Below are 24,389 nucleotides of genomic sequence, written 5' to 3'. Positions count from 1 at the left end.
TCCCCTGATAATTAAATGATTTTGCGAAGATTCTCGACAAACGCGGCAATCTGTTCTTCACCGTCGCCTTCAATGACAACGCGCTGACGCTCGCGCTGCTTCGGCGCAGCAACCTGTTGTTCGGAATACGCCTGCGCGCTGTTCAACCCAATGTCTGCAGGCGACCAGACCTGAACCGGTTTTTTCGCTGCGCCAAGGATGGCTTTCATAGAAGGGATTTGTGGGGTGTTGATATCCGTAGAAACTGCGATCACCGCCGGGAGCGGGATGCTTAGCGTTTCAACTTCATCTTCCAGTTCACGCTCTACCGTCAACGTGCTGTCGGTAAGAGAGAGGATTTTACTCACGCCGTTAATCGCCGGAACGTTCAGCGCTTCGCCCACCAGCAGACCAACCTGCTGAGCATAAAGATCGGAAGAACCGTCACCGCAAATAAGCAGATCGAAACCTGACTTTTTCGCGGCGGCAGCCAGCGCGCTGGCCGTTTGTTGCGGCAGCGCCTGCTCGAATTGATCGTCGATAACAACAATCAGTTCATCCGGGCCACGGGAGAGCACATCTTTGCGCCCTTTTGCATTAGTCAGCGCTTTGCCGCCAACGCTCATGGCGACAACCTGGGCCTCTCCTGCCAGTTGTTTCAACTGACAGGCCGTTTCGATCGCATTCAGATCGTATTGGCTGATTTTGCCATCTGCTTTGCTGAAATCGAGAGAACCATCAGCATTATTAATCACAATATCCTGTTCATCAGGTACGCATTTGTAGCAAGTAATTATCTTCATTGCATCTCCAGAAATCATGAAGGAAACGTATTTATATCGGCGGTGTTAAATACAGATATCACGCTCTTTAATTCGGAAATAAAACATTAATCACCAATATTGAAAATGTCACACATTGAAATTCGTAACTTTCAATAGTGTTACATGCCTCACCAATATTGAAAGAATCATGTCAAACACGAAAATTTTCAATATTGTTTACTGGTTCAACAATATTGAACGCCAGTCACTTAAAAAAGTTAAAAAATCAACACTAAGCATATAATTAATAAAGAAAAAACAAGAAAACACCAACAAAATAGCCAGCATAAAAAAGTGTGACCGCGATAACGGAATAGCCGGAAATGAATACCCATTATGAGTTACTCACTGAGGCGCTCCCAGAGGTTAAAAAGTTATCAACAAATCATTAATAATAAATAAACAAACGATCATGCACGGGTACGCTAAATAAATTTCGTTTTCACACTGGAATTCACTTATGAAAAATGAAAAGAGAAAATCGGGAATTGAACCGAAGGTTTTTTTTCCGCCATTAATAATAGTCGGAATACTTTGTTGGCTAACAGTAAGAGATCTGGACGCGGCTAACGTCGTTATTAATGCGGTATTCAGTTATGTCACCAACGTCTGGGGTTGGGCATTTGAATGGTATATGGTCGTCATGCTCTTCGGCTGGTTCTGGTTGGTCTTTGGCCCGTATTCGAAAAAGAAATTAGGCGACGAAAAACCCGAGTTTAGTACCGCCAGCTGGATTTTTATGATGTTCGCTTCCTGTACATCCGCCGCGGTGCTGTTCTGGGGTTCCATCGAGATCTACTACTACATCTCCACCCCGCCGTTTGCCCTCGCCCCTAACTCCACGGGCGCAAAGGAACTGGGCCTGGCGTACAGCCTGTTCCACTGGGGACCTCTGCCGTGGGCAACCTATAGCTTCCTCTCCGTAGCCTTCGCCTACTTCTTCTTTGTGCGCAAGATGGACGTCATCCGCCCCAGCTCCACGCTGGTGCCGCTAGTGGGCGAAAAGCATGCGAAAGGGCTGTTCGGTACGATCGTCGATAACTTCTACCTGGTGGCGCTGATCTTTGCGATGGGTACCAGCCTCGGTCTGGCGACGCCGCTGGTCACCGAGTGTATGCAATGGCTGTTCGGTATTCCGCATACGCTGCAACTCGACGCCATCATCATTACCTGCTGGATCATATTGAACGCTATTTGCGTGGCCTGCGGCCTGCAAAAGGGAGTCAAAATCGCCAGCGACGTGCGTAGCTACCTGAGCTTCCTGATGCTGGGCTGGGTGTTTATCGTCAGCGGCGCCAGCTTCATCATGAACTACTTCACCGACTCGGTCGGCATGCTGCTGATGTATCTGCCGCGCATGCTGTTCTACACCGATGCCATCGGCAAAGGCGGTTTCCCGCAGGGCTGGACCGTCTTCTACTGGGCGTGGTGGGTCATCTACGCCATCCAGATGAGTATCTTCCTGGCGCGTATTTCTCGCGGTCGTACCGTACGTGAACTGTGCTTCGGGATGGTACTGGGCCTGACTGCTTCGACCTGGATCCTGTGGACTGTCCTTGGCAGCAACACGCTGCTGCTGATGGATAAAAACATTCTCAACATCCCGCAGCTGATTGAACAACACGGCGTGGCGCGCGCCATTATCGAAACCTGGGCAGCTTTACCGCTTAGCACCGCCACCATGTGGGGCTTCTTCATCCTCTGCTTCATTGCCACCGTAACGCTGATTAACGCCTGCTCTTACACCCTGGCGATGTCCACCTGTCGCGAAGTTCGCGATGGTGAAGAGCCGCCGCTGCTGGTACGCATCGGCTGGTCCATTCTGGTCGGCATCATCGGTATCGTTCTGCTGGCGCTGGGCGGGCTGAAGCCCATTCAGACCGCGATTATCGCCGGAGGATGCCCGCTGTTCTTCGTCAACATTATGGTGACGCTGTCCTTTATTAAAGACGCCAAAGTGCACTGGAAAGACAAGTAATTCTAATTAACCCAATTGATCAAGAGGCTGAAAGATGGATTTCAACTTAAATGACGAGCAGGAACTGTTTGTCGCCGGTATTCGTGAACTGATGGCCAGTGAGAACTGGGAAGCTTATTTTGCCGAGTGCGATCGCGACAGCGTCTACCCTGAGCGTTTTGTAAAAGCGCTGGCGGATATGGGCATTGATAGCCTGTTGATTCCGGAAGAACACGGTGGACTGGAAGCGGGTTTTGTCACCGTCGCCGCCGTCTGGATGGAGCTCGGACGCCTGGGCGCACCAACCTACGTGCTGTACCAGTTGCCGGGCGGTTTTAACACGTTCCTGCGTGAAGGGACCCAGGAGCAAATCGATAAAATCATGGCGTTCCAGGGTACCGGTAAGCAGATGTGGAACTCTGCCATCACCGAACCGGGAGCGGGATCGGATGTTGGTAGCCTGAAAACCACTTATACACGTAAAAATGGTAAGGTTTATCTTAATGGCAGTAAGTGCTTTATCACCAGCAGCGCCTATACCCCGTACATCGTGGTGATGGCGAGGGATGGCGCATCGCCGGATAAACCTGTTTACACCGAGTGGTTCGTTGACATGAGCAAAGCGGGTATCAAGGTCAACAAGCTGGAGAAACTCGGTCTGCGCATGGACAGCTGCTGTGAAATCACCTTTGACGACGTTGAACTGGACGAGAAAGACATGTTCGGTCGGGAAGGTAATGGCTTCAACCGCGTGAAAGAAGAGTTTGACCATGAACGCTTCCTCGTCGCACTGACCAACTACGGTACGGCAATGTGCGCTTTTGAAGACGCCGCGCGTTACGCCAATCAGCGCGTGCAGTTTGGCGAAACGATCGGCCGTTTCCAGCTGATTCAGGAGAAGTTCGCGCACATGGCTATCAAACTGAATTCCATGAAAAACATGCTGCTGGAAGCCGCATGGAAAGCGGATAACGGCACCATTACTTCAGGCGATGCGGCAATGTGCAAATACTTCTGCGCCAATGCCGCGTTTGAAGTGGTCGATACCGCCATGCAGGTGTTGGGCGGAGTAGGTATCGCGGGCAACCATCGCATCACGCGCTTCTGGCGCGACCTGCGCGTTGACCGTGTTTCTGGTGGTTCTGACGAAATGCAGATCCTGACGTTGGGTCGTGCGGTACTCAAGCAATACCGCTAGAACGACGCAACCTGTAGGCCTGATAAGACGCTTTAGCGTCGCCATCAGGCAATCAATGCCGGATGGCGGCGCGAGCGCCTTATCCGGCCTACATGGACACCCATAAATGCCAGGAGAAAAATTATGCATCATTTACCCATGCCAGCCTTTGGCCCACTTGCCGGGGTACGCGTCGTTTTTTCAGGGATCGAAATTGCCGGTCCGTTCGCCGGACAAATGTTCGCCGAATGGGGCGCGGAGGTTATCTGGATTGAAAACGTCGCATGGGCGGACACTATCCGCGTACAGCCTAACTATCCGCAGCTCTCACGCCGTAACTTGCACGCCCTGTCGCTGAATATTTTCAAAGATGAAGGCCGGGAAGCGTTTCTGAAGCTCATGGAAACCACCGATATTTTCATTGAAGCCAGTAAAGGCCCAGCCTTTGCCCGCCGCGGTATTACCGATGAAGTGCTGTGGGAACATAACCCGAAGCTGGTTATCGCCCACCTTTCCGGCTTTGGCCAGTATGGTACCGAGGAGTACACCAATCTTCCGGCGTATAACACCATCGCGCAGGCGTTTAGCGGCTATCTGATCCAAAACGGCGACGTTGATCAGCCAATGCCCGCCTTCCCTTACACCGCCGATTACTTCTCCGGGATGACCGCAACGACGGCTGCGCTGGCGGCCCTGCACAAAGTACGCGAAACGGGTAAAGGCGAAAGCATTGATATCGCCATGTACGAAGTAATGCTGCGCATGGGGCAATACTTCATGATGGACTACTTCAACGGCGGCGAAATTTGCCCACGCATGACCAAAGGCAAAGACCCGTATTACGCTGGCTGCGGCCTGTATAAATGCGCCGATGGCTATATCGTCATGGAGCTGGTCGGCATCACGCAAATCAACGAGTGCTTCAAGGATATTGGCCTCGCCCACATTCTTGGCACACCGGAAGTCCCGGAAGGTACCCAGCTTATTCATCGCGTGGAATGCCCATACGGCCCGCTCGTGGAAGAGAAACTGGACGCCTGGCTGGCAACGCACACCATCGCCGAAGTCCAGGCACGCTTTGCTGAGCTGAACATCGCCTGCGCGAAGGTGCTGACCATTCCGGAACTGGAAGGCAACCCGCAGTACGTTGCCCGTGAATCCATTACTCAGTGGCAGACGATGGACGGTCGCACCTGCAAAGGGCCGAACATCATGCCGAAATTTAAAAACAACCCGGGGAAAATCTGGCGTGGCATGCCATCACACGGCATGGATACCGCCGCCATTCTGAAAAACATCGGTTATAGCGAAGCAGACATAAATGAGCTGGTCGGCAAAGGCCTGGCCAGAGTTGAGGAATAAACGCGACGCGCTGACCCGCTCGTTGGTTGGCGCTCACGCCTGATTTCAGTGGATAAAGCAATATGGATATCGTTGGCGGACAAAACTTACGTCAGATGTGGGACGACCTGGCCGGGGTGTACGGAAATAAAACGGCGTTAATTTTCGAATCCTGCGAAGGAATCGTTCGGCAGTTTAGCTATGCCTCGCTCAATGAAGAGATTAACCGCACGGCAAACCTTTTCCATTCCTTAGGGATCCGCAAGGGCGATAAGGTCGCATTGCATCTGGATAACTGTCCGGAATTCATCTTTTGCTGGTTTGGGCTGGCAAAAATTGGCGCCATTATGGTGCCGATTAATGCCCGCTTACTGGGCGAAGAAAGCGCCTGGATCCTGCAAAACAGCCAGGTGAGCATGCTGGTCACCAGCGCCCAGTTTTATCCTATGTACCGCCAGATACGGCTGGAAAATACCACTCCGCTGAATCATATCTGTCTGATTGGCGAGCAGCTTCCGGTTGACGACGGCGTGAGCCACTTTACCCAACTGCAAGCCAGCCAGTCGACCACGCTGTGCTATACGCCCGCGTTATCCACTGACGATACGGCGGAAATTCTGTTTACCTCAGGCACCACCTCGCGGCCTAAAGGGGTGGTGATTACCCACTACAACCTGCGTTTTGCAGGCTACTACACTTCCTGGCAAATCGCTCTGCGCGATGATGACGTCTATATGACGGTGATGCCCGCTTTTCATATCGACTGCCAGTGTACGGCGGCTATGGCGGCATTCTCCGCAGGCAGCACCTTTGTGCTGTTGGAGAAGTACAGCGCCAGAGCGTTCTGGGATCAGGTGCGTAGATATCAGGCGACGGTCACCGAATGCATTCCGATGATGATTAGAACGCTGATGGTACAACCTGCCGCGCCAACCGACAGACAGCATCACCTGCGCGAAGTCATGTTCTATCTCAATTTATCTGCACAGGAAAAAGACGCCTTTACCGAACGCTTTGGCGTCAGGCTGCTGACCTCCTACGGCATGACTGAAACCATCGTCGGTATTATTGGCGACCGTCCCGGAGACAAGCGGCGCTGGCCCTCTATTGGTCGCGTAGGTTTTAGCTATGAAGCCGAAATCCGTGACGATCACAACCGTCCCCTGCCCGCCGGAGAAATTGGCGAAATCTGCATTAAAGGCGTGCCGGGCAAAACAATCTTCAAAGAGTACTACGCCCAGCCGGAGGCTACCGCCAAAGCGCTGGAACCTGAGGGCTGGTTACATACCGGAGATTCAGGTTACCAGGATGCAGACGGCTTTTTTTATTTCGTCGACAGGCGCTGCAACATGATTAAACGCGGCGGGGAAAATGTCTCCTGCGTCGAACTGGAAAATATTATTTCTGCGCATCCGAAAATTCAGGACATTGTGGTGGTTGGTATTAAAGACTCGATCCGTGATGAAGCCATCAAAGCATTTATCGTCCTTAATGAGGGTGAAACATTAAGCGAAGCCGAGTTCTTCAGCTTCTGTGAAAACAATATGGCGAAATTCAAGGTTCCCTCTTTTATGGAGATCAGAGCCGACCTGCCGCGTAATTGTTCAGGAAAAATAATCAAAAAAAATCTGAAATAAGCCTTCCGGCCGGAATTCCTCCTGCCGGGAAACCTATTTATCTGGAGATGAACTATGAGTGAATCATTACATCTGACCCGTAACGGCTCGATCCTGGAAATTACCCTCGACCGGCCTAAAGCCAATGCCATCGACGCGAAAACCAGCTTTGCCATGGGGGAAGCTTTTCTTAATTTTCGTGACGACCCGGAATTACGCGTAGCGATTATCACCGGCGGTGGTGAGAAATTCTTTTCTGCAGGCTGGGATTTAAAAGCGGCGGCTGAAGGTGAAGCGCCGGATGCCGATTTTGGCCCAGGCGGCTTCGCCGGTTTAACCGAAATTTTCGACCTCGATAAACCAGTCATCGCCGCGGTAAACGGTTATGCGTTTGGCGGTGGTTTTGAGCTGGCGCTGGCGGCGGATTTTATCGTCTGCGCGGAAAATGCCAGCTTCGCGCTGCCGGAGGCAAAGCTCGGGATCGTGCCTGACAGCGGCGGCGTACTGCGTCTGCCTAAACTGTTGCCACCGGCTATTGTCAACGAAATGGTGATGACCGGCAGGCGAATGAGCGCCGAAGAAGCGCTGCGTTGGGGTATCGTCAACCGCGTTGTCAGCCAGAGCGAACTGATGGATAGCGCACGCGAACTGGCGCAGCAGCTGGTAAATAGCGCCCCGCTCGCTATTGCCGCATTGAAAGAGATTTACCGTGCGACCAGCGAAATGCCGGTGGAAGAAGGCTACCGTTACATCCGCAGCGGCGTGCTAAAGCACTATCCGTCGGTGCTGCACTCGGAAGATGCGCTCGAAGGGCCGCAGGCGTTTGCCGAAAAACGCGATCCGGTATGGAAAGGTCGTTAATGTGCCAATGCCGGATAGCGCTTCGCTTATCCGGCCATAAAACCGAGATAAAACGATGAGCTACTACGCCTTTGAGGGTTTGATTCCGGTGGTACATCCGGATGCTTTTGTCCATCCCAGCGCCGTGCTGATTGGCGATGTCATTGTGGGGGCTGGAGTTTATATTGGTCCGCACGCGTCATTGCGCGGAGACTATGGACGCTTGATCCTGGAGGCAGGCGCTAATCTGCAGGATGGCTGCATCATGCATGGCTACTGCGACACAGATACCGTCGTGCATGAAAATGGACACATCGGCCATGGCGCGATCCTGCACGGTTGCGTGGTGGGCAGAGATGCGCTGATCGGTATGAACAGCGTCATTATGGACGGCGCGGTGATTGGCGAAGAGAGCATTGTCGCCGCCATGAGCTTTGTCAAAGCCGGATTTCAGGGGGAGGCAAGGCAGATGCTGGTTGGCTCACCGGTTCGCGTTCTACGCGAAGTCACAGACCAGGAACTTCACTGGAAACGGCTGAACACGAAAGAGTATCAGGACCTTGCTATCCGCTGCCAGACAGGCCTACACGAAACGCAGCCTTTAACGCGGGTCGAAGAAAACCGGCCGCGCCTGAAAGGCACGACAGACGTGAAACCAAAATCAGCACAGTAATTGATGCCGGATGCGCTCACGCTTATCCGGCCTGTGAGTCAATCACCGTTTATGCCGCCATCAGGCAAACTGACAATTAGCGACGCATACTCTTGGAGAGCATCATCTGCCATTTCTGCTCACGGTTGAGCTCTGTTGGAGGAACCGCTGACAGGCGCGGCGTTTTCGCCATGCTCACCTTTTTTTCCTGCAAATTGTGATTCAATCGTCTGTAGAGGTGAGAATCAATACTGATGACTTTCACCAGACGCTGGCACTGGCAACCACGGCCCGCAATCTGATTAGGGATCATCTTAACTTCACAAACAATTTCTCCCACTTCCGACAGAATATAAGAGAGCGTATTAATTGCTTTGCAGTGTTCAATATCAAAATGGCGGGAAATTTCCTTTGCGGTGATCCAACGATCCTCAGCCATCATCCAGTCAGCGATTAACAAATAAAGCGGTCTTTCAACATATTTTTCACACATAAGCACACCATTTCACAAATTAAAAATCTGGCTACGGCCTGTCCAAATTAATAAAAACTAAGCCATATTAAAATTGTGGATATAAAAGATAGTATGCGACTTGAATGTTGATTAGTGTGAGCAACATCGTGCTTATTACATTGAAAATGTGGTTATGAAAGCGCATTTGGCCAGGAATGACCTTACACGAGATTAAAAAAGGGTTTCTTTACAGAAACCCTTTCAAAATTATATTGCTGGTCCGGTTAACGCAATTATCACCGGACCCTTTTTTTATGCCTTTTTGATCTGCGCGTGCATTTCCTGAACCGAGGTCACCTTCTCGGTAGCGTCAGCATTTAGCGCCATCGCCGTCGCGAAACCACCGTTCAGGGTAGTGTCATAATGCACCTTATACTGCAGTGCGCTACGGCGAATCAGCTTGGAGTCTTCAATCGCCTGACGACCTTCGGTGGTGTTGATGATGTAAGTATATTCGCCATTCTTGATACGGTCCTGAATGTGCGGACGGCCTTCATGCACCTTGTTCACCAGACGTGGATTGATACCCGCTTCGCCCAGCACAATCGCGGTCCCGTGCGTCGCATCAAGCTCGAAGCCAAACTTCAGCAGCTTCGCCGCCAGGTCAACCACGCGCTCTTTATCGCCTTCGCGAACGGAGAGCAGCGCACGACCCTGCTTTTTCATGGTGGAGCTACTGCCCAGTTGTGCCTTGGCGAACGCTTCCGCGAAGGTGCGGCCCACGCCCATCACTTCCCCGGTAGAGCGCATTTCTGGCCCTAACAGCGGGTCAACGCCTGGGAATTTGTTGAACGGCAGCACCACTTCTTTCACCGAGTAGTAAGGCGGGATAACTTCTTTAGTTACGCCCTGCTGTGCCAGCGTTTTCCCGGCCATCACGCGCGCCGCGACTTTTGCCAGCGGTACGCCAGTTGCCTTGGAGACGAACGGAACGGTACGCGCCGCACGCGGGTTCACTTCAATCAGATAAACTTCGTTATTCTTCACGGCAAACTGGACGTTCATCAGACCGCGAACCTGCAGCTCGAAGGCCAGTTTCTGCACCTGCTGGCGCATCACATCCTGAATTTCCTGGCTCAGGGTGTACGCTGGCAGAGAACATGCGGAGTCGCCAGAGTGCACGCCCGCCTGTTCGATGTGCTCCATGATGCCGCCAATCAGCACCATTTCGCCGTCGCAGATAGCATCCACGTCCACTTCAACCGCATCATCAAGGAAACGGTCCAGCAGCACCGGCGCATCATTAGAAACGCTGACCGCAGTCTGGAAGTAGCGACGCAGGTCGGCTTCGTCGTAGACGATTTCCATCGCGCGGCCGCCAAGTACGTAGGACGGGCGCACCACCAACGGGTAACCAATCTCTTTCGCCTTCTCAACGGCCATCTCAATGGCGGTTACGGTAGCGTTCGCCGGTTGTTTCAGCTTCAGACGGTCAACCGCCTGCTGGAAACGCTCGCGGTCTTCCGCGCGGTCGATGGCATCTGGGCTGGTGCCGATAACCGGTACGCCCGCCGCTTCCAGCGCGCGCGCCAGCTTCAGCGGGGTCTGGCCGCCGTACTGTACGATGACGCCTTTCGGCTTCTCGATGCGCACGATTTCCAGTACGTCTTCAAGCGTGACCGGCTCGAAGTACAGGCGGTCAGAAGTGTCGTAGTCGGTAGAAACCGTTTCCGGGTTACAGTTGACCATAATGGTCTCGTAACCGTCTTCACGCAGCGCCAGCGAGGCGTGTACGCAGCAGTAATCGAACTCAATACCCTGGCCGATACGGTTTGGACCACCGCCCAGTACCATAATCTTGTCGCGGTCGACGGACGGATTCGCTTCACACTCATCTTCATAAGTGGAGTACATGTAGGCGGTATCGGTGGCAAATTCTGCCGCACAGGTATCCACACGCTTGTAGACCGGGTGCAGATTAAATTGGTCACGCAGCTTGCGGATTTCCGCTTCGCGTACGCCGGCCAGTTTCGCCAGACGCGCATCAGCGAAGCCTTTACGCTTCAGTACGCGCAGGAAGTCAGCGTCGAGGCCGTTAATGCCAAGGTCGGTGACTTTTTCTTCCAGACGCACCAGCTCTTCAATCTGCACCAGGAACCAGCGGTCGATGTTGGTCAGGTTGAACACGCCATCGATGGACAGGCCCGCACGGAAGGCATCGGCGATGTACCAGATACGCTCAGCGCCCGCGTCTTTCAGCTCGCGGCGGATTTTGGTCAATGCTTCCGGATCGTCGAGGCTTACTTTCGGGTCGAAGCCGGTCGCGCCCACTTCCAGACCGCGCAGCGCTTTCTGCAGCGATTCCTGCTGGGTGCGGCCAATCGCCATCACTTCACCGACAGATTTCATCTGCGTGGTCAGACGGTCGTTAGCGCCAACGAATTTCTCGAAGTTGAAGCGTGGAATTTTGGTCACAACGTAGTCGATGGACGGCTCAAATGAAGCCGGAGTACGGCCGCCGGTGATGTCGTTCATCAGTTCGTCGAGGGTATAGCCCACCGCCAGCTTGGCGGCGACTTTCGCAATCGGGAAACCGGTGGCTTTAGATGCCAGCGCAGAAGAACGGGATACACGCGGGTTCATCTCGATGACAATCAGGCGACCGTTTTTCGGGTTTACCGCAAACTGGACGTTAGAACCGCCGGTTTCCACGCCGATTTCACGCAGTACCGCCATCGAGGCGTTACGCATGATTTGATATTCTTTGTCGGTCAGCGTCTGGGCAGGTGCTACGGTGATGGAGTCACCGGTATGGATACCCATCGCGTCAAAGTTTTCGATGGAGCAGACGATGATGCAGTTGTCGTTTTTATCACGCACCACTTCCATCTCATACTCTTTCCAGCCAATCAGCGATTCATCAATCAGCAGCTCGTTGGTTGGGGAAAGATCCAGACCACGTTCGCAGATTTCTTCGAACTCTTCGCGGTTGTAGGCGATACCGCCGCCGGTGCCGCCCATGGTGAAGCTAGGGCGGATAATGCACGGGAAGCCAACGTCAGCGGCAACCGCCAGCGCTTCTTCCATGGTGTGGGCGATGCCTGAACGCGCGGTATCAAGACCAATTTTTTTCATCGCGATGTCGAAGCGACGACGGTCTTCCGCTTTATCAATGGCATCTGCCGTCGCGCCAATCATGGTCACGCCGAACTCAGCCAGTACGCCCTGACGTTCCAGTTCCAGCGCGCAGTTTAGCGCCGTCTGACCGCCCATGGTTGGCAGCACCGCGTCCGGGCGCTCTTTTTCGATGATTTTACGCACCACTTCCCAGTGAATCGGCTCGATGTAGGTGGCATCGGCCATTTCCGGGTCGGTCATGATGGTTGCCGGGTTGGAGTTCACCAGAATAACGCGGTAACCCTCTTCACGCAGCGCTTTACACGCCTGCGCGCCGGAGTAGTCAAACTCACACGCCTGACCGATAACAATCGGACCCGCGCCGAGGATCAGGATGCTTTTTATGTCTGTACGTTTTGGCATTGTCTTCTCAGCTCCTGATTATTTAGCGGTCTTACGGTATTGCTCTACAAGTTCGATGAAGTGATCGAACAGCGGTGCGGCATCGTGCGGGCCAGGGCTCGCTTCAGGGTGACCCTGGAAGCTGAACGCCGGTTTGTCGGTACGATGAATCCCCTGCAGGGTGCCGTCGAACAGTGACTTGTGGGTCACGCGCAGGTTGGCAGGCATGGAAGCCTCATCGACCGCAAAACCGTGGTTCTGCGCGGTGATCATCACGGTGTTGTTATCAATATCTTTTACCGGATGGTTGCCGCCGTGGTGGCCAAACTTCATCTTAATGGTCTTCGCACCGCTCGCCAGCGCCAGCAGCTGATGGCCGAGGCAGATGCCAAATACCGGAATATCGGTTTCGAGGAATTTCTGAATCGCGGTAATCGCGTAGTCGCAAGGCGCCGGGTCGCCAGGGCCGTTGGACAGGAAAATGCCGTCTGGATTCATCGCCAGCACGTCTTCTGCGGAGGTCTTCGCCGGAACCACCGTCAGGCGGCATCCGCGGTCCGCTAACATACGCAGAATGTTACGTTTGGCGCCGAAATCGTAAGCCACAACGTGGAACGGCAGTTCATCGGCGGATTTAGCTTCCGGCAGGTCACCGGCCAGCGTCCAGCTCCCCTGCGTCCAGCTATAAGGCTCCGCGGTGGTCACTTCTTTCGCCAGATCCATACCGTTCAGACCCGGGAAGGCTTTCGCTTTTTCCAGTGCCAGCGCCGCATCCGGGTTATCGCCCGCGATGATGCAGCCGTTTTGTGCGCCCTTTTCACGCAGCAAACGCGTCAGCTTACGGGTATCGATATCGGCAATCGCCACAATGTTATGGCGTTTGAGGTAAGAAGAGAGGTCTTCAGTATCGCGGAAGTTGCTGGCAATCAGCGGCAGGTCGCGGATGACCAGGCCTTGCGCATGTACCTGAGAAGATTCTGCATCGGCTTCGTTGGTGCCGACATTACCGATATGAGGATAAGTAAGAGTGACGATTTGGCGGGAATAGGAAGGATCAGTGAGGATTTCTTGATAACCGGTCATTGAAGTATTGAAAACGACTTCCCCAACCGCCGAACCTGTTGCCCCTATGGCCCGACCGTGAAACTGGGTTCCGTCTTCCAGAACCAATAGCGCTGACTTAATCAAAACACCCTCCAGAGAATATTCACTCACTTTATTTGCATATTAATTCATTAACACCTCATGAATCAATGCAAATTTGCTTACCTATGGATTTCTGGCAAACGGCGGCATTCTAGAGATAGCCCACGTAAAAGTCTACCCAAAAGGGCATTTTTTATTATTATTTTACGCCACTGGGATAAATCACACGATTTAACAGGCAAAAAGATCAGCTAACTCGGGGTGGAAAACGCTTGCGGCAGGCAAAGAGTGTAAAACATGAAATATGATAGAAAAAAGTGGACCATTTGGTCAAAATTTACATTGAGATAACAGAATCACCCAACAAAATACAGACAAATGCTAGATTAAAAGAAAAAACATACTCAAAAGCAAAAAATAAAAGGGCAATAAAATATTGCCCTATGTAATCAAGTAATTATGATTACAATAACCACATCACGAAGGGTAATAAAAGCTATAAATTGCGTAAATCAAGCACATCTTTCATATCAAAAAGACCATTTGACTTTGATTTCAGCCAAATCGCCGATCGCACTGCGCCATTGGCAAAGGTCATACGGCTGGACGCTTTATGCGTGATCTCTATACGCTCGCCAATATCGGCAAACATCGCGGTATGCTCACCGACGATATCCCCCGCCCGCACCGTGGCAAAACCGATCGTGCCCGGTACGCGCTCACCGGTGTAACCTTCACGCGAATAGACCGCGCACTCTTTTAAATCTTTATCCAGCGCCCCGGCAATCGCCTCGCCCATCGCCAGCGCAGTGCCTGACGGCGCATCCACTTTATGGCGGTGGTGGGCTTCAATAATCTCAATATCGGTGTAATCACCCATCACTTTCGCCGCCTTCTCCAGCAGCTTAAGCATGACATTGACGCCAACGCTAAAGTTCGCGGCGAAAACGATAGCAATCTCCTGCGCGGCATCGCGAATAGCTTGTTTACCTGCGTCATCAAAGCCGGTGGTGCCAATCACCATCCCTTTACCGTGCTGGCGGCAAAACGCCAGATGCGCCAGCGTGCCTTCCGGGCGGGTAAAATCGATGAAAACATCGAAATTATCTTTCACTGCTTCAAGGCTACTTTGTACGGTAACGCCCGTTTTCCCGGCTCCCGCTAACTCTCCAGCATCGCTTCCCAGTAAGGAAGATCCTTCGCGCTCCAGCGCCGCGCCGAGCTGTACGCCATCCATGCCGAGAGTGGCCTGAATCAACTGACGCCCCATGCGTCCTCCGGCTCCCGCGATGGCAACGCGGATTTGTGCATCATGCATAGCTATTCTCTTTTGTTAATTTTACGTAAATCGTTTTCAGATTAACCAGCGCAACGCTGCGCCGCCAGCCGAAAACGTCGATAATTAGAATTTAATGATAAACAGGCAGAGATATCAGTAAAAGGCATGACGATCAGCTAAAACCACATGATTCTCTGACCACCAGCGCAGGCGGCAGAATAATACGTTTCGGTGGTTCGTCATTTCCCTGAATGCGACTGTAAAGTAGCTCTCCAGCCTTGCGACCTATCTCTTTTGCCGCCACCGACACGGTGGTGAGCGCAGGTTGTACCAGCGCCGCTTCGGTGATGTCATCGAACCCCACCAGCGCAAAATCGCGTCCTGGTTCACGCCCCATCTTACGCAATGCCTGCATGACCCCAAGCGCCACGATATCCTGATAGCAAACGGCGGCGGTAATTTGCGGGAAACGCAGAAGAAGAGACTCCGCCACTTTTGCGCCGTCAATTTGGCTGGCCTGCGTCGCCACTATCCATTGCGGATTCGGCGATATTCCATGCTCCAGCAATGTGCTGGTGAATCCGCCGATACGCTGCGCCCGGCTGCCGGAACTTGGGCTCCCGCCAATAAACGCAATATTCTTGTGCCCCATTTTGACTAAATGGGTGGTCGCCATTTGCGTACCGAGAAAGTTATCGGTGCCCACAAAATCAAAATCAGGATCGCTAAGGGGACGGACCACCATGATGGCGGGAATATTGCGCCTTTTCAGCGCTTCAAAGAAGGATGTCGGCGTTTCGCGCGCCGCGCAGAGCACCATGCCGCAGGCATTATTGCTCATCAACGAATCAACAAATTTTTGCTGCCGCTTTCCTGACTCTTCGCTGTTTGCCAGAAACAACAGCAGGTCATGCCGTTCCATCTCGTGGCTTAGCCCTGCCGTCATCTCACCGTAAAAAGGGTTAGTGATATCGTGTAACAACAATCCGACCTGATTACTGCTCCGGTTACGCAGGTTGGCGGCAGTTTGGTTATAAACGTACCCAGCATCATCCAGCGCTTTGAGCACCCGGTCACGCGTGGCCTGAGAAATGCGCCCCCGGTTACGCAACACCATTGAAACGGTTGCCGTGGAGACTCCCGCGCGTTCAGCTACCTGCGCCAACGTGACTGTTGTCATGACTTCTCCTGATTTATTACGAAGGTTAATCGAATAACCGAAATCTTGTATTTTTACCTGTGATTCACATCACGCTAACGCGTATTTCACCGCACTGGATTCTGATTATGGCGGGTTAATCGCGTTAACCACACTATGAAAACAAGGTTAATCGATTAATCTTAAATAAGCCAACACGGAGAAAGAAAATGCGTACAACCTATAATAAATACCCTGAGGTTAACGTTCAGGGCTATGACAACCACGCCTGGCAGGGTTGGTCGTCAATCCATTCTGTGCTTAACACCAGGGTTTCTGGCGCAGCCAAAACCGTATTGATCGTGGATTGCTATCCAGGCGTGCGGCTTGACGAGCTGGAGCAACAGCTTATCAGGACGTTTGATACCGCTCTGGTACTGAATATTGAATCCGCTCGTCGCGATGAGCAGGCCCTGCATGATTTACTGGCACGTAACCTGACCGACGATCGCGTATTCGGCGTGCTTTCCTGTCATCACCTGGATGAATTTTTTGATAGCGACAAACTCAGCCAGCTCCGCCAACAGATTGATGCCGTTAGTGAAGGACTGGTCGTGGTATACGGCTCTGGCGCTGCATTGGCGCACCCGGGTGACGTGCTGGTTTATGCTGACCTTCCGCGCTGGGAAATTCAGCAACGCATGCGCCATAACGGGCTGGGTAACTGGGGGGCAGAAAACCAGGATGAAGATATTCTTCGTCGTTACAAACGTGCTTTTTTCATTGAATGGCGGGTCTTCGACAAACACAAAACGCCGTTACTCAAACGCGCCGATTATTTGCTCGATACCACGGTAGAAAATAGTCCTGCGATGGTCAGCGGCGACGCGCTACGCGCCGGTCTGCAACAAACCACCCAACAACCGTTTCGCGTTGCCCCTTTCTTTGACCCCGGCGTCTGGGGCGGGCAATGGATGAAACAACGCTTCGATCTCGATCCCTCAGCCCCCAATTACGCGTGGTGTTTTGATTGTGTGCCCGAGGAAAACAGCCTGTTACTGCGTTTTGGCAACGTGCGGATCGAGATCCCCTCTCAGGATCTGGTGCTGACCTGTCCCCGCCCCCTGTTAGGCGAAAAAGTCCATGCGCGCTTTGGCGCGGAATTCCCGATCCGTTTTGACTTTCTTGACACCATTGGCGGTCAGAATTTGAGCTTTCAGGTTCATCCGCTCACCGAATACATTCAGCAGCAGTTTGGCATGCACTACACCCAGGATGAGAGCTATTACATTCTCGAAGCCGAGCCGGACGCCGTGGTATATCTCGGCACCAAAACCGGGATCGCGCCGCAGGATATGCTCGACGATCTGCGTGCCGCGGGTCGTGGTGAAAAAACGTTTGATGATGAACGATTCGTGAATCAGATCCCTGCGCATAAACACGATCACTTCCTGATCCCCGCCGGAACCGTTCACTGTTCGGGAGCAGGCACCATGGTGCTGGAGATCAGCGCAACGCCGTATATTTTCACCTTCAAACTGTGGGACTGGGGTCGCTTAGGGTTAGACGGCTTACCGCGCCCGGTACATCTGGATCACGGTCAGCAGGTTATTGACTGGCAGCGTGACACGCAATGGGTGCACGACAACCTGGTCAACCGTATTGAACCCCTCGCTGAAGGAGAAGGTTGGCGAGAAGAAAGAACCGGAATGCACGAACGCGAATTTATCGAAACGCGTCGCCACTGGTTTACGGCACCGGTCACTCACCATACCCATGGCGGCGTAAACGTCCTGAACCTGGTCGAAGGCGCGCAGGCCGTTGTCGAAAGCCCGAGCGGCGCATTTGCCCCGTTTGTCGTCAACTATGCAGAGACCTTTATCATCCCAGCCGCCGTTGGAGAGTATCGCATTTCGCCGTTTGGCAAAGGCATCGGACAACAGCTCGCCACGATTAAGGCCTGGGTCAGAGGATAAGCGCATGATTAACGTTATTGTTGCCACCCATGGTCCCCTGGCGGACGCGCTTCTCGCCAGCGGTCGTATGGTTTACGGAGAATTACCACATGTTTATCCCGTCACGCTGAGCGAACAGGCAGGTATCGAAGGGTTTAAGCAGACGTTCTCTCAGGTTCTCGCCAGTGCCGGGAAAGACGCTGACGGCGTTCTGGTGCTGTGTGACATGCAAAGCGGTACGCCGTGGAATGTCGCCTGCCATCATGCGTTTTCTGCACAAACGGTTCCTCCCGTTGCCGTGGTAGCGGGAGTTAATTTCCCGATGCTGTTACAAAGCGAGGAGATCTGCCATTTAACGGACGTTCACGCCGCAGCCGTCGAGCTGTTGGCGTTGACGGTACCCACGCTGATTAAAGCCGCCCCGGTTTTATCCGTTCAGTCCGACGATTTTTAAAGGAAACCACTATGAGTATTTCTTTTGTACGTATCGATGACCGCGTAATCCATGGGCAGCTCGTGACACGTTGGGCCAAAGAGCTGCCCTGTGACGGGATTGTCGCGATAGACGACGCCGTCGCGGCCGACCCTCTGCTCTCTTCGGTGATGAAAGGCGCCGTGCAGGACACCAAAGTCTGGTTGTTTGATACGGCCACCGCGATTGAAAAACTGCCGAAAGTCATTGCCAGCGAGAAGCGTTATTTCGTCATTGGCAAATCCCCCGTGACGCTCAAACGCATTGAAGAAGCCGGTATCAGCCTGAAAAATGCCAACGGCAAGATTAATGTGGGTCCAATGAGTGCCCGTGCTGATACCACCACCATCGGCCCGAATCAGTCGGTCAACGGGGATGAAATTGCCGCCTTTGACTGGCTGACGCAGCATGGGCACCTGGTTGAGTTTCGCCTGGTTCCTGATGCCAGTTGCTACAGCTGGCAGGACGCACGTCAGAAGCTGAAATAAGGAGCGCACGATGATTATCGAAGCTACGTTGATTGGCATACTTTGCTATCTCGGCGCCCTCAGCAGCCCCTGGCTGCTGGGACTGACCGGCGGCTGGTACCTGATCACCCGCCCGCTGATTTCCGGAATGCTGGTCGGGATTATCCTCGGCGACATTAAAACCGGGATCATGATTGGCGTTGCGGTTCAGGCGGTGTATATCGCGATGGTTACACCCGGCGGTTCGATGCCCGCCGACCTCAACTTTGTGGCTTATCCGGCAATTGCTTTAGGGATCCTTTCCGGAAAAGGCCCCGAGGTCGCGGTTGCGCTGGCAGCCACCATCGGTATCGCCGGAACCATTTTGTTTAACGCGATGATGGTACTGAACTCCTTCTGGAATCACCGGGCAGATGTGGCGCTGGAACGGGGCGACGAACGCGGCATTTACCTGAACAGCGCCATCTGGCCACAGGTGACAAACTGTGTCCTGCGCTTTGTACCGACCTTTATTGCAGTCTACTTCGGGGCACAATACATCAGCGGTTTTATGGACAGTTTACCGAAAATTGTTCTGTCGACGATGAACGTACTGGGCGGCATTTTACCCGCCGTCGGGATCGCGATTTTGCTCAAGCAGATCATCAAAAACTACACCATGCTGATCTACTTCCTCGTCGGTTTTGTCTGCATCGTCTTTTTAAAACTCAACATGGTCGCGCTGGTGATCGTCGGTTCGCTGCTGGCGTTGATCCATTACAACTACAAACCGGAACCGCCGCAGGCCGCGAATGCAAAGTCGGTAGCCGATGATGATGAGGATGAATTCTGATGGAAGAACGTACACTTACACGTAAAGATCTTCGCCGCTGCTGGCGCGCATGGATGATGCACAACTTGTCATCGATGAGCTTTGAACGTCTGGAATCTTTTGGCTTTTGCCTGAGTATGCTCCCGGTGGCGAAAAAGCTCTATCCCGACGCAGCCCAGCGTACTGAGATGCTGCGCCGCCACGCCTCGTTCTATAATACGGAACCCCAGATAGGCGCGATCGTAAATGGCATGGTGCTGGGGCTGGAAGAGAAAAAAGCGAACGGTGAGCCGATCGATGGGGAGACCATCAATACCCTGAAGGTTGGTCTGATGGGCCCTATTGCCGGGATCGGCGATTCAATGATCCCTGGCATGTTGATCCCTATCTTGCTCAGCATCGGTATGGCCCTGGCGGCCGGCGGTAACATTCTGGGGCCGCTGTTTTATACCGTTGCCTGGCTGGCTATCATCATTCCCGGTTCGTGGTTCCTGTTCCTGAAAGGCTACAAGATGGGTTCCGGCTCGGTGGAAATGCTGGTGAGCAGCAAGTCTGCCCGTCTGCGTGAAGCGTTATCGCTGCTGGGCGTGTTTGTTATGGGAGGCGTGGCGGCAAGCTACGTTAAGCTGGGTACCGGGCTGGAATTTATTACCAAAGATGGAGTGAATATCCACGTTCAACAAATGCTGGACGGTATCTTCCCACAGTTACTGCCGCTGATTGTGGTGCTTGGCACCTGGTATCTGATGGCCAAACGTGGTGTGTCGCCAGTGAAGGCGATGATTTTACTGTTGATACTGGCCGCCATCGGCGTCGCCACGGGCCTGTTTGCAGGGTAGCCTGTCATTTGCCGGATGGCGCATCCGCTTATCCGGCAATATCAGTACCGGGGCTATGCCCCGGCTCTTTATGGATGAAAGTTTTGCCACAACTCAGAGTGCTTATCCGGGCGCGAGATAAATTGAAAACGCGCCGGGTCCTCGATGAATTGCTGGTAAACAGGTGCGGAAGTAATCGAAAGCTCGGTATATTGTCGGGGCGTTACGGCCTGCAGTCGTCCAGGAGTGTAACGCGGATTATGCTGCCAGATAACGTTGTTTCCCTGCAGTAACGGATACCACGCCAACCCTTTATGCGCACGAACGGCCTCGTACTCAAAACCATATTCACGATCGCACCACGCGCCAAAAGTTAACGGTACATTCGGGTCTGCGGATATGGTCGCATGTCCCCAACCGGGTGGTACCAGCACTTTCTCACCGGGTTCAGCGATCACAGCGAAACAGCGGCCCGGGTCGTCCTCAACATACTCCTGCATATAGATTATCGCTTTTCCCTGCCAGATTTCGTAAAGCTCCGGCGGGGACCAGCCGCTGTGCTGACTGATACGATGAATATGTCCCTGACTACGCACCGGCTCTTCCCCCAGTCGTCCCGCCGCATAGGTCACCACGCCAAACAACAGCATCCGCTTTTTCAATTCTTCGCGATCCTGCATTCGCGCCACATCCATCGCAATGGCATACACCTCTTGCGGCCCTTCACAGTATGGATCGCGCAGCGAGGCACGGATGTCATCGAGTTGACGAATTTCCGGCATCGGCCCGGTAACCTCATCCCCATAGCTAAAACCAAGCGGGCAATGATGAACCGTCATATCGAGGCCGTAAGAATGCGCTAAGTCAGCCATTCTGTACCTCCTTCGCCTGAACCCTCTTATTTTCTTCAAAGACTCTTATTCTGAAGCCCCTGGCAAGCGCCGCATAATCATGTCCCGCAATCCCCGGCCATACGGCGAGCGCCGACAGCACCTCTTCCCCGGTGTTGATTAACCGATGTGCGGTAAAGCCAGGGATAATATGGACGGATCCGGCGAATACCTTTTCCAGCCTCGCGTCGCCCTGTTCAGTTTGCAACAGCAGCAAACCGGTGCCACGCAAGCCAAAATAGACTTCCCCCTGTTCGCGGCGCGCATGGAAATGCCCACGGGTCATAAAATATTCGCAGCCGACCCGGCCAGGATAAAGATGAGTAACGCCGGTGTAGAGTTCACCATCTGCGGGAGATGTATCCAGCATCTCAACGTCATACACGACCTGCTCGCCAGCCAGTTGCTGACGGGCGTTTTCATCGGCAAAAACGTGAGTAAGATCCTGAATACGGGTGGATTTGCGCAACAACGGGCCATCGGCCAAAGCGCCGCTTGCCCACGCCACCTGCGGTGGCTGGATAAAAGAAAGGTTCATATGTGTCTCCGGCCCGAGGAGAACAACAGGGTAAGATTAGCAGATTAATCGATTAACCTGCTAATTCTGTTTGCATATTGCGGGCCGGATCACAGCCTCATGGCGCCAGCGCCAGCACCTCTGCCACCCACTGCTGGAACCCCTCAACGTCAAGGCCCAGCGCGACCTGGGCATTTGCCGAATGACCCAAACGCCCTTCAATATCCACCACCGTCGTACCCGAGGTATATTCGCCCTGGGTTTCAACCGCCACGAAGCACGGCTGCAGGGTAAACAGTTCCGGGCGCACCAGCCAGGCAATAGCGCACAGGTCGTGCATTCGCAGCCCCGTATTCATGCTGCCGCTACGGTAATGGCTAAACAACGCGTGCAGCATTTTTCCCGTCTGGTTAAGCTGAGGCAACGTCGCCAGATAGTCTGGGGCGAGCATGGCCTGATTAGTGACATCCAACCCACACATCACAATCTCCAGCCCGCTCTGGAAAACTTTCGCGGCAGCCTCGGGATCGATAGCAATATTAAACTCGGCGTTTGGCGTGAAGTTCCCGCGCCCGGCTGACCCCCCCATAATCACCAGACGCTGAATGTTGAATACGCATTCAGGATAATGGGTCAGCAGCAGCGCAATGTTGGTCAGCGGGCCAATCGCCACCAGCGTCACGGGCTGCGGGGCATGCATCAGTGCATCGCGAATCGCCTGGAAGGCGGGTTTTGCCATCACCTGGCGATCGTGCTCGACAAACTCATACCCTTCCATACCGGACTCGCCGTGTACGGAAGCGGCATCACGCAGCGGTCGCACCAGCGGCATCGATGCTCCCTGCGCCAGCGGAACATCCGCATTCCAGAAGTGCAGCAGTTGCAACGCATTACGGGTGGTTTTTTCCACCGACACATTGCCTGCTACCGTGGTCATTAGTTGCAGATCCAGCTCAGGGGCAAACAGCGCGGCGGCAATAGCGGCGGCATCATCAATGCCGGGATCGGTATCAAGAATGATCGGTAAGCGCATGGTTTCTCCATAAAAAAATGCCAGACGTTAAGTCTGGCATCTTCTCATAATCGTAACCGGAAAGACTTACTCTACTTCACGAACATCCACACGCAGCTCTTTCGGTACTTCGAAAACAATGTTTTCTTCACGGCCTTCCAGCGGAATAGCTTCTCCACCGCCAAGCTCTTGCAGACGAGCAATCACGTTTTGCACCAGGATATCCGGCGCCGAGGCTCCGGCCGTCACGCCTACGCACGTAGCTTCTTTCACCCACGCTTCCTGGATGTCGGTCGCATCGTCAATCAAATACGCTGCTTTCCCCATTCGCTGGGCCAGTTCAGCCAGACGGTTGGAGTTAGAGGAGTTTTTCGAGCCGACCACCAGCACAACATCAGCCTGTTCCGCCAGCGCGCGAACCGCTTCCTGACGGTTGGTGGTGGCATAACAGATATCGTCTTTGCGCGGCCCGACAATTTTCGGGAAGCGTTGGCGCAGCGCGTCAATGACGTCAGAGGTGTCGTCGACGGAGAGCGTGGTCTGCGTCATGAAGGATAATTTGCCTTCATTTTTCACATTCAGTTTCAGTACATCTTCCGGTGATTCAACCAGATACATTCCCCCTTGCGGGTTGCTGTACTGCCCCATCGTGCCTTCGACTTCCGGGTGCCCGGCGTGACCAATCAGAATTGACTCTTCACCGCGACGGCTGGCGCGCGCCACTTCCATATGCACTTTGGTGACTAACGGACAGGTGGCGTCGAAAACCGTGAGGTCACGGCCTTTGGCCTCGTTACGTACCGCCTGAGATACGCCATGAGCGGAGAAAATCAGGATCGCACCATCCGGCACTTCGCTGATTTGCTCGATAAAAATAGCGCCGCGCTCGCGCAGGCTATCCACCACATAGCGGTTATGCACCACTTCATGACGGACATAAATCGGCGCGCCGTAAATAGCCAGCGCGTTTTCCACAATGCTGATAGCGCGGTCTACACCAGCGCAAAAACCGCGCGGGTTGGCCAACAGGATCTGCATTTTACGCCTCCAGTGCCGGTTCGACTTCCAGCACTTCAATATCAAAATGAACGGTATGCCCGGCCAGCGGATGGTTGAAATCAACCGTGATCGAGTCACCGTTGATTTCGCGGATCACGCCAGGCATCTCACTGCCGTCCATTGCGGTAAAGAGCATGATAGCGCCAATTTCTGGCTCACCCGCGTCCATAAATTCCCGACGCGAGAAATACTGAATTAAGTCCGGGCTTGACACGCCAAAGGCGGCATCCGGTTCCAGAGCAAAAGTGGTTTTATCACCTTCTTTTAACCCCAGCAGGTGTTGTTCCAGTCCTTCAGACAGAGAACCGTCGCCCAGGCGAAACAGCGCAGGCTTGCCGTTATTGCGGGTTGACTCTGCGGTGGAGCCATCGTCGAGCTTAAGGGTGAAGTGCACCAGCACCGCACTGTTACTCTGTACTGATTTAGACATGCAGGTTGCTCTTTAAAATTGCTGCCGCCTGTTTGC

Annotated in this window: 22 protein-coding genes; 11 read left to right on the top strand and 11 right to left on the bottom strand. The window is 53.4% G+C overall.

Going from position 1 to position 24,389, the window contains the following annotated elements; all coding sequences use genetic code 11:
- Positions 1 to 11: 11 nt before the first annotated feature.
- On the bottom strand, positions 12 to 782 hold the full coding sequence (locus tag OGV77_RS10340; protein WP_080625735.1) for an electron transfer flavoprotein FixA: 771 nt from the start codon (positions 780 to 782) through the stop codon (positions 12 to 14).
- A 481-nt stretch (positions 783 to 1,263) separates the two neighbouring features.
- Between OGV77_RS10340 and caiT the strand changes: the two genes are divergently transcribed.
- From caiT to caiE, 6 genes are all read left to right on the top strand, one after another.
- Positions 1,264 to 2,781 carry an L-carnitine/gamma-butyrobetaine antiporter gene (caiT, locus tag OGV77_RS10335; RefSeq protein ID WP_043018390.1) on the top strand — a complete coding sequence of 506 codons (1,518 nt, stop codon included), beginning with the start codon at positions 1,264 to 1,266 and terminating at the stop codon, positions 2,779 to 2,781.
- Between the two features lie 34 nt (positions 2,782 to 2,815).
- Positions 2,816 to 3,958 (top strand): crotonobetainyl-CoA dehydrogenase, encoded by a 1,143-nt coding sequence (caiA, locus tag OGV77_RS10330; RefSeq protein ID WP_003018898.1) that lies wholly within the window; start codon positions 2,816 to 2,818, stop codon positions 3,956 to 3,958.
- 123 nt (positions 3,959 to 4,081) lie between these two features.
- On the top strand, positions 4,082 to 5,299 hold the full coding sequence (gene caiB, locus OGV77_RS10325) for an L-carnitine CoA-transferase (RefSeq protein WP_087050999.1): 1,218 nt from the start codon (positions 4,082 to 4,084) through the stop codon (positions 5,297 to 5,299).
- Positions 5,300 to 5,361: 62 nt separating this feature from the next.
- Positions 5,362 to 6,915, top strand: coding sequence for a crotonobetaine/carnitine-CoA ligase (gene caiC / locus OGV77_RS10320; RefSeq protein ID WP_075145221.1), 1,554 nt, complete (start codon positions 5,362 to 5,364; stop codon positions 6,913 to 6,915).
- Between the two features lie 54 nt (positions 6,916 to 6,969).
- Entirely contained in the window at positions 6,970 to 7,755 is a 786-nt protein-coding gene (gene caiD, locus OGV77_RS10315) for a crotonobetainyl-CoA hydratase (protein ID WP_043018387.1), read from the top strand.
- A gap of 55 nt (positions 7,756 to 7,810) precedes the next feature.
- Positions 7,811 to 8,407, top strand: coding sequence for a carnitine operon protein CaiE (caiE, locus tag OGV77_RS10310; protein WP_047406286.1), 597 nt, complete (start codon positions 7,811 to 7,813; stop codon positions 8,405 to 8,407).
- A gap of 76 nt (positions 8,408 to 8,483) precedes the next feature.
- On the opposite strand, the gene caiF is transcribed toward caiE, so the two are convergent.
- The 5 genes from caiF to OGV77_RS10285 all read right to left on the bottom strand — a co-directional run bounded on the left by caiF (position 8,484) and on the right by OGV77_RS10285 (position 15,964).
- Complete coding sequence (caiF, locus tag OGV77_RS10305) at positions 8,484 to 8,879, bottom strand: carnitine metabolism transcriptional regulator CaiF (RefSeq protein ID WP_043018385.1); 396 nt, start codon at positions 8,877 to 8,879, stop codon at positions 8,484 to 8,486.
- Positions 8,880 to 9,152: 273 nt separating this feature from the next.
- The gene (gene carB / locus OGV77_RS10300) at positions 9,153 to 12,380 is read right to left on the bottom strand and encodes a carbamoyl-phosphate synthase large subunit (RefSeq protein WP_047406289.1); all 3,228 of its coding nucleotides are present in this window, start codon (positions 12,378 to 12,380) and stop codon (positions 9,153 to 9,155) included.
- Positions 12,381 to 12,398: 18 nt separating this feature from the next.
- Positions 12,399 to 13,547 (bottom strand): glutamine-hydrolyzing carbamoyl-phosphate synthase small subunit, encoded by a 1,149-nt coding sequence (gene carA, locus OGV77_RS10295; protein ID WP_043018383.1) that lies wholly within the window; start codon positions 13,545 to 13,547, stop codon positions 12,399 to 12,401.
- 454 nt (positions 13,548 to 14,001) lie between these two features.
- The gene (gene dapB, locus OGV77_RS10290) at positions 14,002 to 14,823 is read right to left on the bottom strand and encodes a 4-hydroxy-tetrahydrodipicolinate reductase (RefSeq protein ID WP_087050998.1); all 822 of its coding nucleotides are present in this window, start codon (positions 14,821 to 14,823) and stop codon (positions 14,002 to 14,004) included.
- 133 nt (positions 14,824 to 14,956) lie between these two features.
- Positions 14,957 to 15,964 carry a LacI family DNA-binding transcriptional regulator gene (locus OGV77_RS10285; protein WP_087050997.1) on the bottom strand — a complete coding sequence of 336 codons (1,008 nt, stop codon included), beginning with the start codon at positions 15,962 to 15,964 and terminating at the stop codon, positions 14,957 to 14,959.
- Positions 15,965 to 16,152: 188 nt separating this feature from the next.
- On the opposite strand from OGV77_RS10285, the gene OGV77_RS10280 reads away from it, so the two are divergent.
- Genes OGV77_RS10280 through OGV77_RS10260 form a run of 5 tightly spaced genes read left to right on the top strand, consistent with a single transcriptional unit; the run spans position 16,153 to position 20,466 of the window.
- Complete coding sequence (locus OGV77_RS10280; RefSeq protein ID WP_043018380.1) at positions 16,153 to 17,898, top strand: class I mannose-6-phosphate isomerase; 1,746 nt, start codon at positions 16,153 to 16,155, stop codon at positions 17,896 to 17,898.
- Between the two features lie 4 nt (positions 17,899 to 17,902).
- Positions 17,903 to 18,331: a PTS sugar transporter subunit IIA gene (locus OGV77_RS10275; RefSeq protein WP_075145223.1), complete on the top strand. Its 429-nt coding sequence runs from the start codon at positions 17,903 to 17,905 to the stop codon at positions 18,329 to 18,331.
- 11 nt (positions 18,332 to 18,342) lie between these two features.
- On the top strand, positions 18,343 to 18,837 hold the full coding sequence (locus OGV77_RS10270; protein WP_003837349.1) for a PTS sugar transporter subunit IIB: 495 nt from the start codon (positions 18,343 to 18,345) through the stop codon (positions 18,835 to 18,837).
- Positions 18,838 to 18,847: 10 nt separating this feature from the next.
- On the top strand, positions 18,848 to 19,648 hold the full coding sequence (locus OGV77_RS10265; RefSeq protein ID WP_043018377.1) for a PTS mannose/fructose/sorbose/N-acetylgalactosamine transporter subunit IIC: 801 nt from the start codon (positions 18,848 to 18,850) through the stop codon (positions 19,646 to 19,648).
- Positions 19,648 to 20,466: a PTS system mannose/fructose/sorbose family transporter subunit IID gene (locus OGV77_RS10260; protein ID WP_043018376.1), complete on the top strand. Its 819-nt coding sequence runs from the start codon at positions 19,648 to 19,650 to the stop codon at positions 20,464 to 20,466. Before OGV77_RS10265 ends, OGV77_RS10260 begins: the two co-directional genes overlap by 1 nt.
- A 68-nt stretch (positions 20,467 to 20,534) precedes the next feature.
- Here the strand turns inward: OGV77_RS10260 and OGV77_RS10255 are convergent, their stop codons facing one another.
- The 5 genes from OGV77_RS10255 to fkpB all read right to left on the bottom strand — a co-directional run bounded on the left by OGV77_RS10255 (position 20,535) and on the right by fkpB (position 24,353).
- Positions 20,535 to 21,317 (bottom strand): glucose-6-phosphate isomerase family protein, encoded by a 783-nt coding sequence (locus tag OGV77_RS10255; protein WP_043018375.1) that lies wholly within the window; start codon positions 21,315 to 21,317, stop codon positions 20,535 to 20,537.
- The gene (locus OGV77_RS10250; RefSeq protein ID WP_043018374.1) at positions 21,310 to 21,873 is read right to left on the bottom strand and encodes a glucose-6-phosphate isomerase family protein; all 564 of its coding nucleotides are present in this window, start codon (positions 21,871 to 21,873) and stop codon (positions 21,310 to 21,312) included. The genes OGV77_RS10255 and OGV77_RS10250 overlap by 8 nt, the downstream gene beginning before the upstream one ends.
- Before the next feature lie 97 nt (positions 21,874 to 21,970).
- A complete protein-coding gene (gene rihC, locus OGV77_RS10245; RefSeq protein ID WP_047406313.1) occupies positions 21,971 to 22,885 on the bottom strand; it encodes a ribonucleoside hydrolase RihC in 915 nt (304 codons plus the stop codon).
- Positions 22,886 to 22,951: 66 nt separating this feature from the next.
- Positions 22,952 to 23,902 carry a 4-hydroxy-3-methylbut-2-enyl diphosphate reductase gene (gene ispH, locus OGV77_RS10240; protein ID WP_087050996.1) on the bottom strand — a complete coding sequence of 317 codons (951 nt, stop codon included), beginning with the start codon at positions 23,900 to 23,902 and terminating at the stop codon, positions 22,952 to 22,954.
- A gap of 1 nt (position 23,903) precedes the next feature.
- Entirely contained in the window at positions 23,904 to 24,353 is a 450-nt protein-coding gene (fkpB, locus tag OGV77_RS10235; RefSeq protein ID WP_003018929.1) for an FKBP-type peptidyl-prolyl cis-trans isomerase, read from the bottom strand.
- Positions 24,354 to 24,389 lie beyond the last annotated feature (36 nt).

The organism is Citrobacter sp. Ce129 (assembly GCF_030334545.1).
Lineage (GTDB): Bacteria > Pseudomonadota > Gammaproteobacteria > Enterobacterales > Enterobacteriaceae > Citrobacter > Citrobacter europaeus.
This window is presented reverse-complemented; position numbering and strand designations above follow the sequence as displayed.

Bases quoted from the DNA above. Each gene is read 5' to 3' on its own strand.
- OGV77_RS10340 (WP_080625735.1), bottom strand. From the start codon at position 782: ATGAAGATAATTACTTGCTACAAATGCGTACCTGATGAACAGGATATT.
- caiT (WP_043018390.1), top strand. From the start codon at position 1,264: ATGAAAAATGAAAAGAGAAAATCGGGAATTGAACCGAAGGTTTTTTTT.
- caiA (WP_003018898.1), top strand. From the start codon at position 2,816: ATGGATTTCAACTTAAATGACGAGCAGGAACTGTTTGTCGCCGGTATT.
- caiB (WP_087050999.1), top strand. From the start codon at position 4,082: ATGCATCATTTACCCATGCCAGCCTTTGGCCCACTTGCCGGGGTACGC.
- caiC (WP_075145221.1), top strand. From the start codon at position 5,362: ATGGATATCGTTGGCGGACAAAACTTACGTCAGATGTGGGACGACCTG.
- caiD (WP_043018387.1), top strand. From the start codon at position 6,970: ATGAGTGAATCATTACATCTGACCCGTAACGGCTCGATCCTGGAAATT.
- caiE (WP_047406286.1), top strand. From the start codon at position 7,811: ATGAGCTACTACGCCTTTGAGGGTTTGATTCCGGTGGTACATCCGGAT.
- caiF (WP_043018385.1), bottom strand. From the start codon at position 8,879: ATGTGTGAAAAATATGTTGAAAGACCGCTTTATTTGTTAATCGCTGAC.
- carB (WP_047406289.1), bottom strand. From the start codon at position 12,380: ATGCCAAAACGTACAGACATAAAAAGCATCCTGATCCTCGGCGCGGGT.
- dapB (WP_087050998.1), bottom strand. From the start codon at position 14,823: ATGCATGATGCACAAATCCGCGTTGCCATCGCGGGAGCCGGAGGACGC.
- OGV77_RS10285 (WP_087050997.1), bottom strand. From the start codon at position 15,964: ATGACAACAGTCACGTTGGCGCAGGTAGCTGAACGCGCGGGAGTCTCC.
- OGV77_RS10280 (WP_043018380.1), top strand. From the start codon at position 16,153: ATGCGTACAACCTATAATAAATACCCTGAGGTTAACGTTCAGGGCTAT.
- OGV77_RS10275 (WP_075145223.1), top strand. From the start codon at position 17,903: ATGATTAACGTTATTGTTGCCACCCATGGTCCCCTGGCGGACGCGCTT.
- OGV77_RS10270 (WP_003837349.1), top strand. From the start codon at position 18,343: ATGAGTATTTCTTTTGTACGTATCGATGACCGCGTAATCCATGGGCAG.
- OGV77_RS10265 (WP_043018377.1), top strand. From the start codon at position 18,848: ATGATTATCGAAGCTACGTTGATTGGCATACTTTGCTATCTCGGCGCC.
- OGV77_RS10260 (WP_043018376.1), top strand. From the start codon at position 19,648: ATGGAAGAACGTACACTTACACGTAAAGATCTTCGCCGCTGCTGGCGC.
- OGV77_RS10255 (WP_043018375.1), bottom strand. From the start codon at position 21,317: ATGGCTGACTTAGCGCATTCTTACGGCCTCGATATGACGGTTCATCAT.
- OGV77_RS10250 (WP_043018374.1), bottom strand. From the start codon at position 21,873: ATGAACCTTTCTTTTATCCAGCCACCGCAGGTGGCGTGGGCAAGCGGC.
- rihC (WP_047406313.1), bottom strand. From the start codon at position 22,885: ATGCGCTTACCGATCATTCTTGATACCGATCCCGGCATTGATGATGCC.
- ispH (WP_087050996.1), bottom strand. From the start codon at position 23,902: ATGCAGATCCTGTTGGCCAACCCGCGCGGTTTTTGCGCTGGTGTAGAC.
- fkpB (WP_003018929.1), bottom strand. From the start codon at position 24,353: ATGTCTAAATCAGTACAGAGTAACAGTGCGGTGCTGGTGCACTTCACC.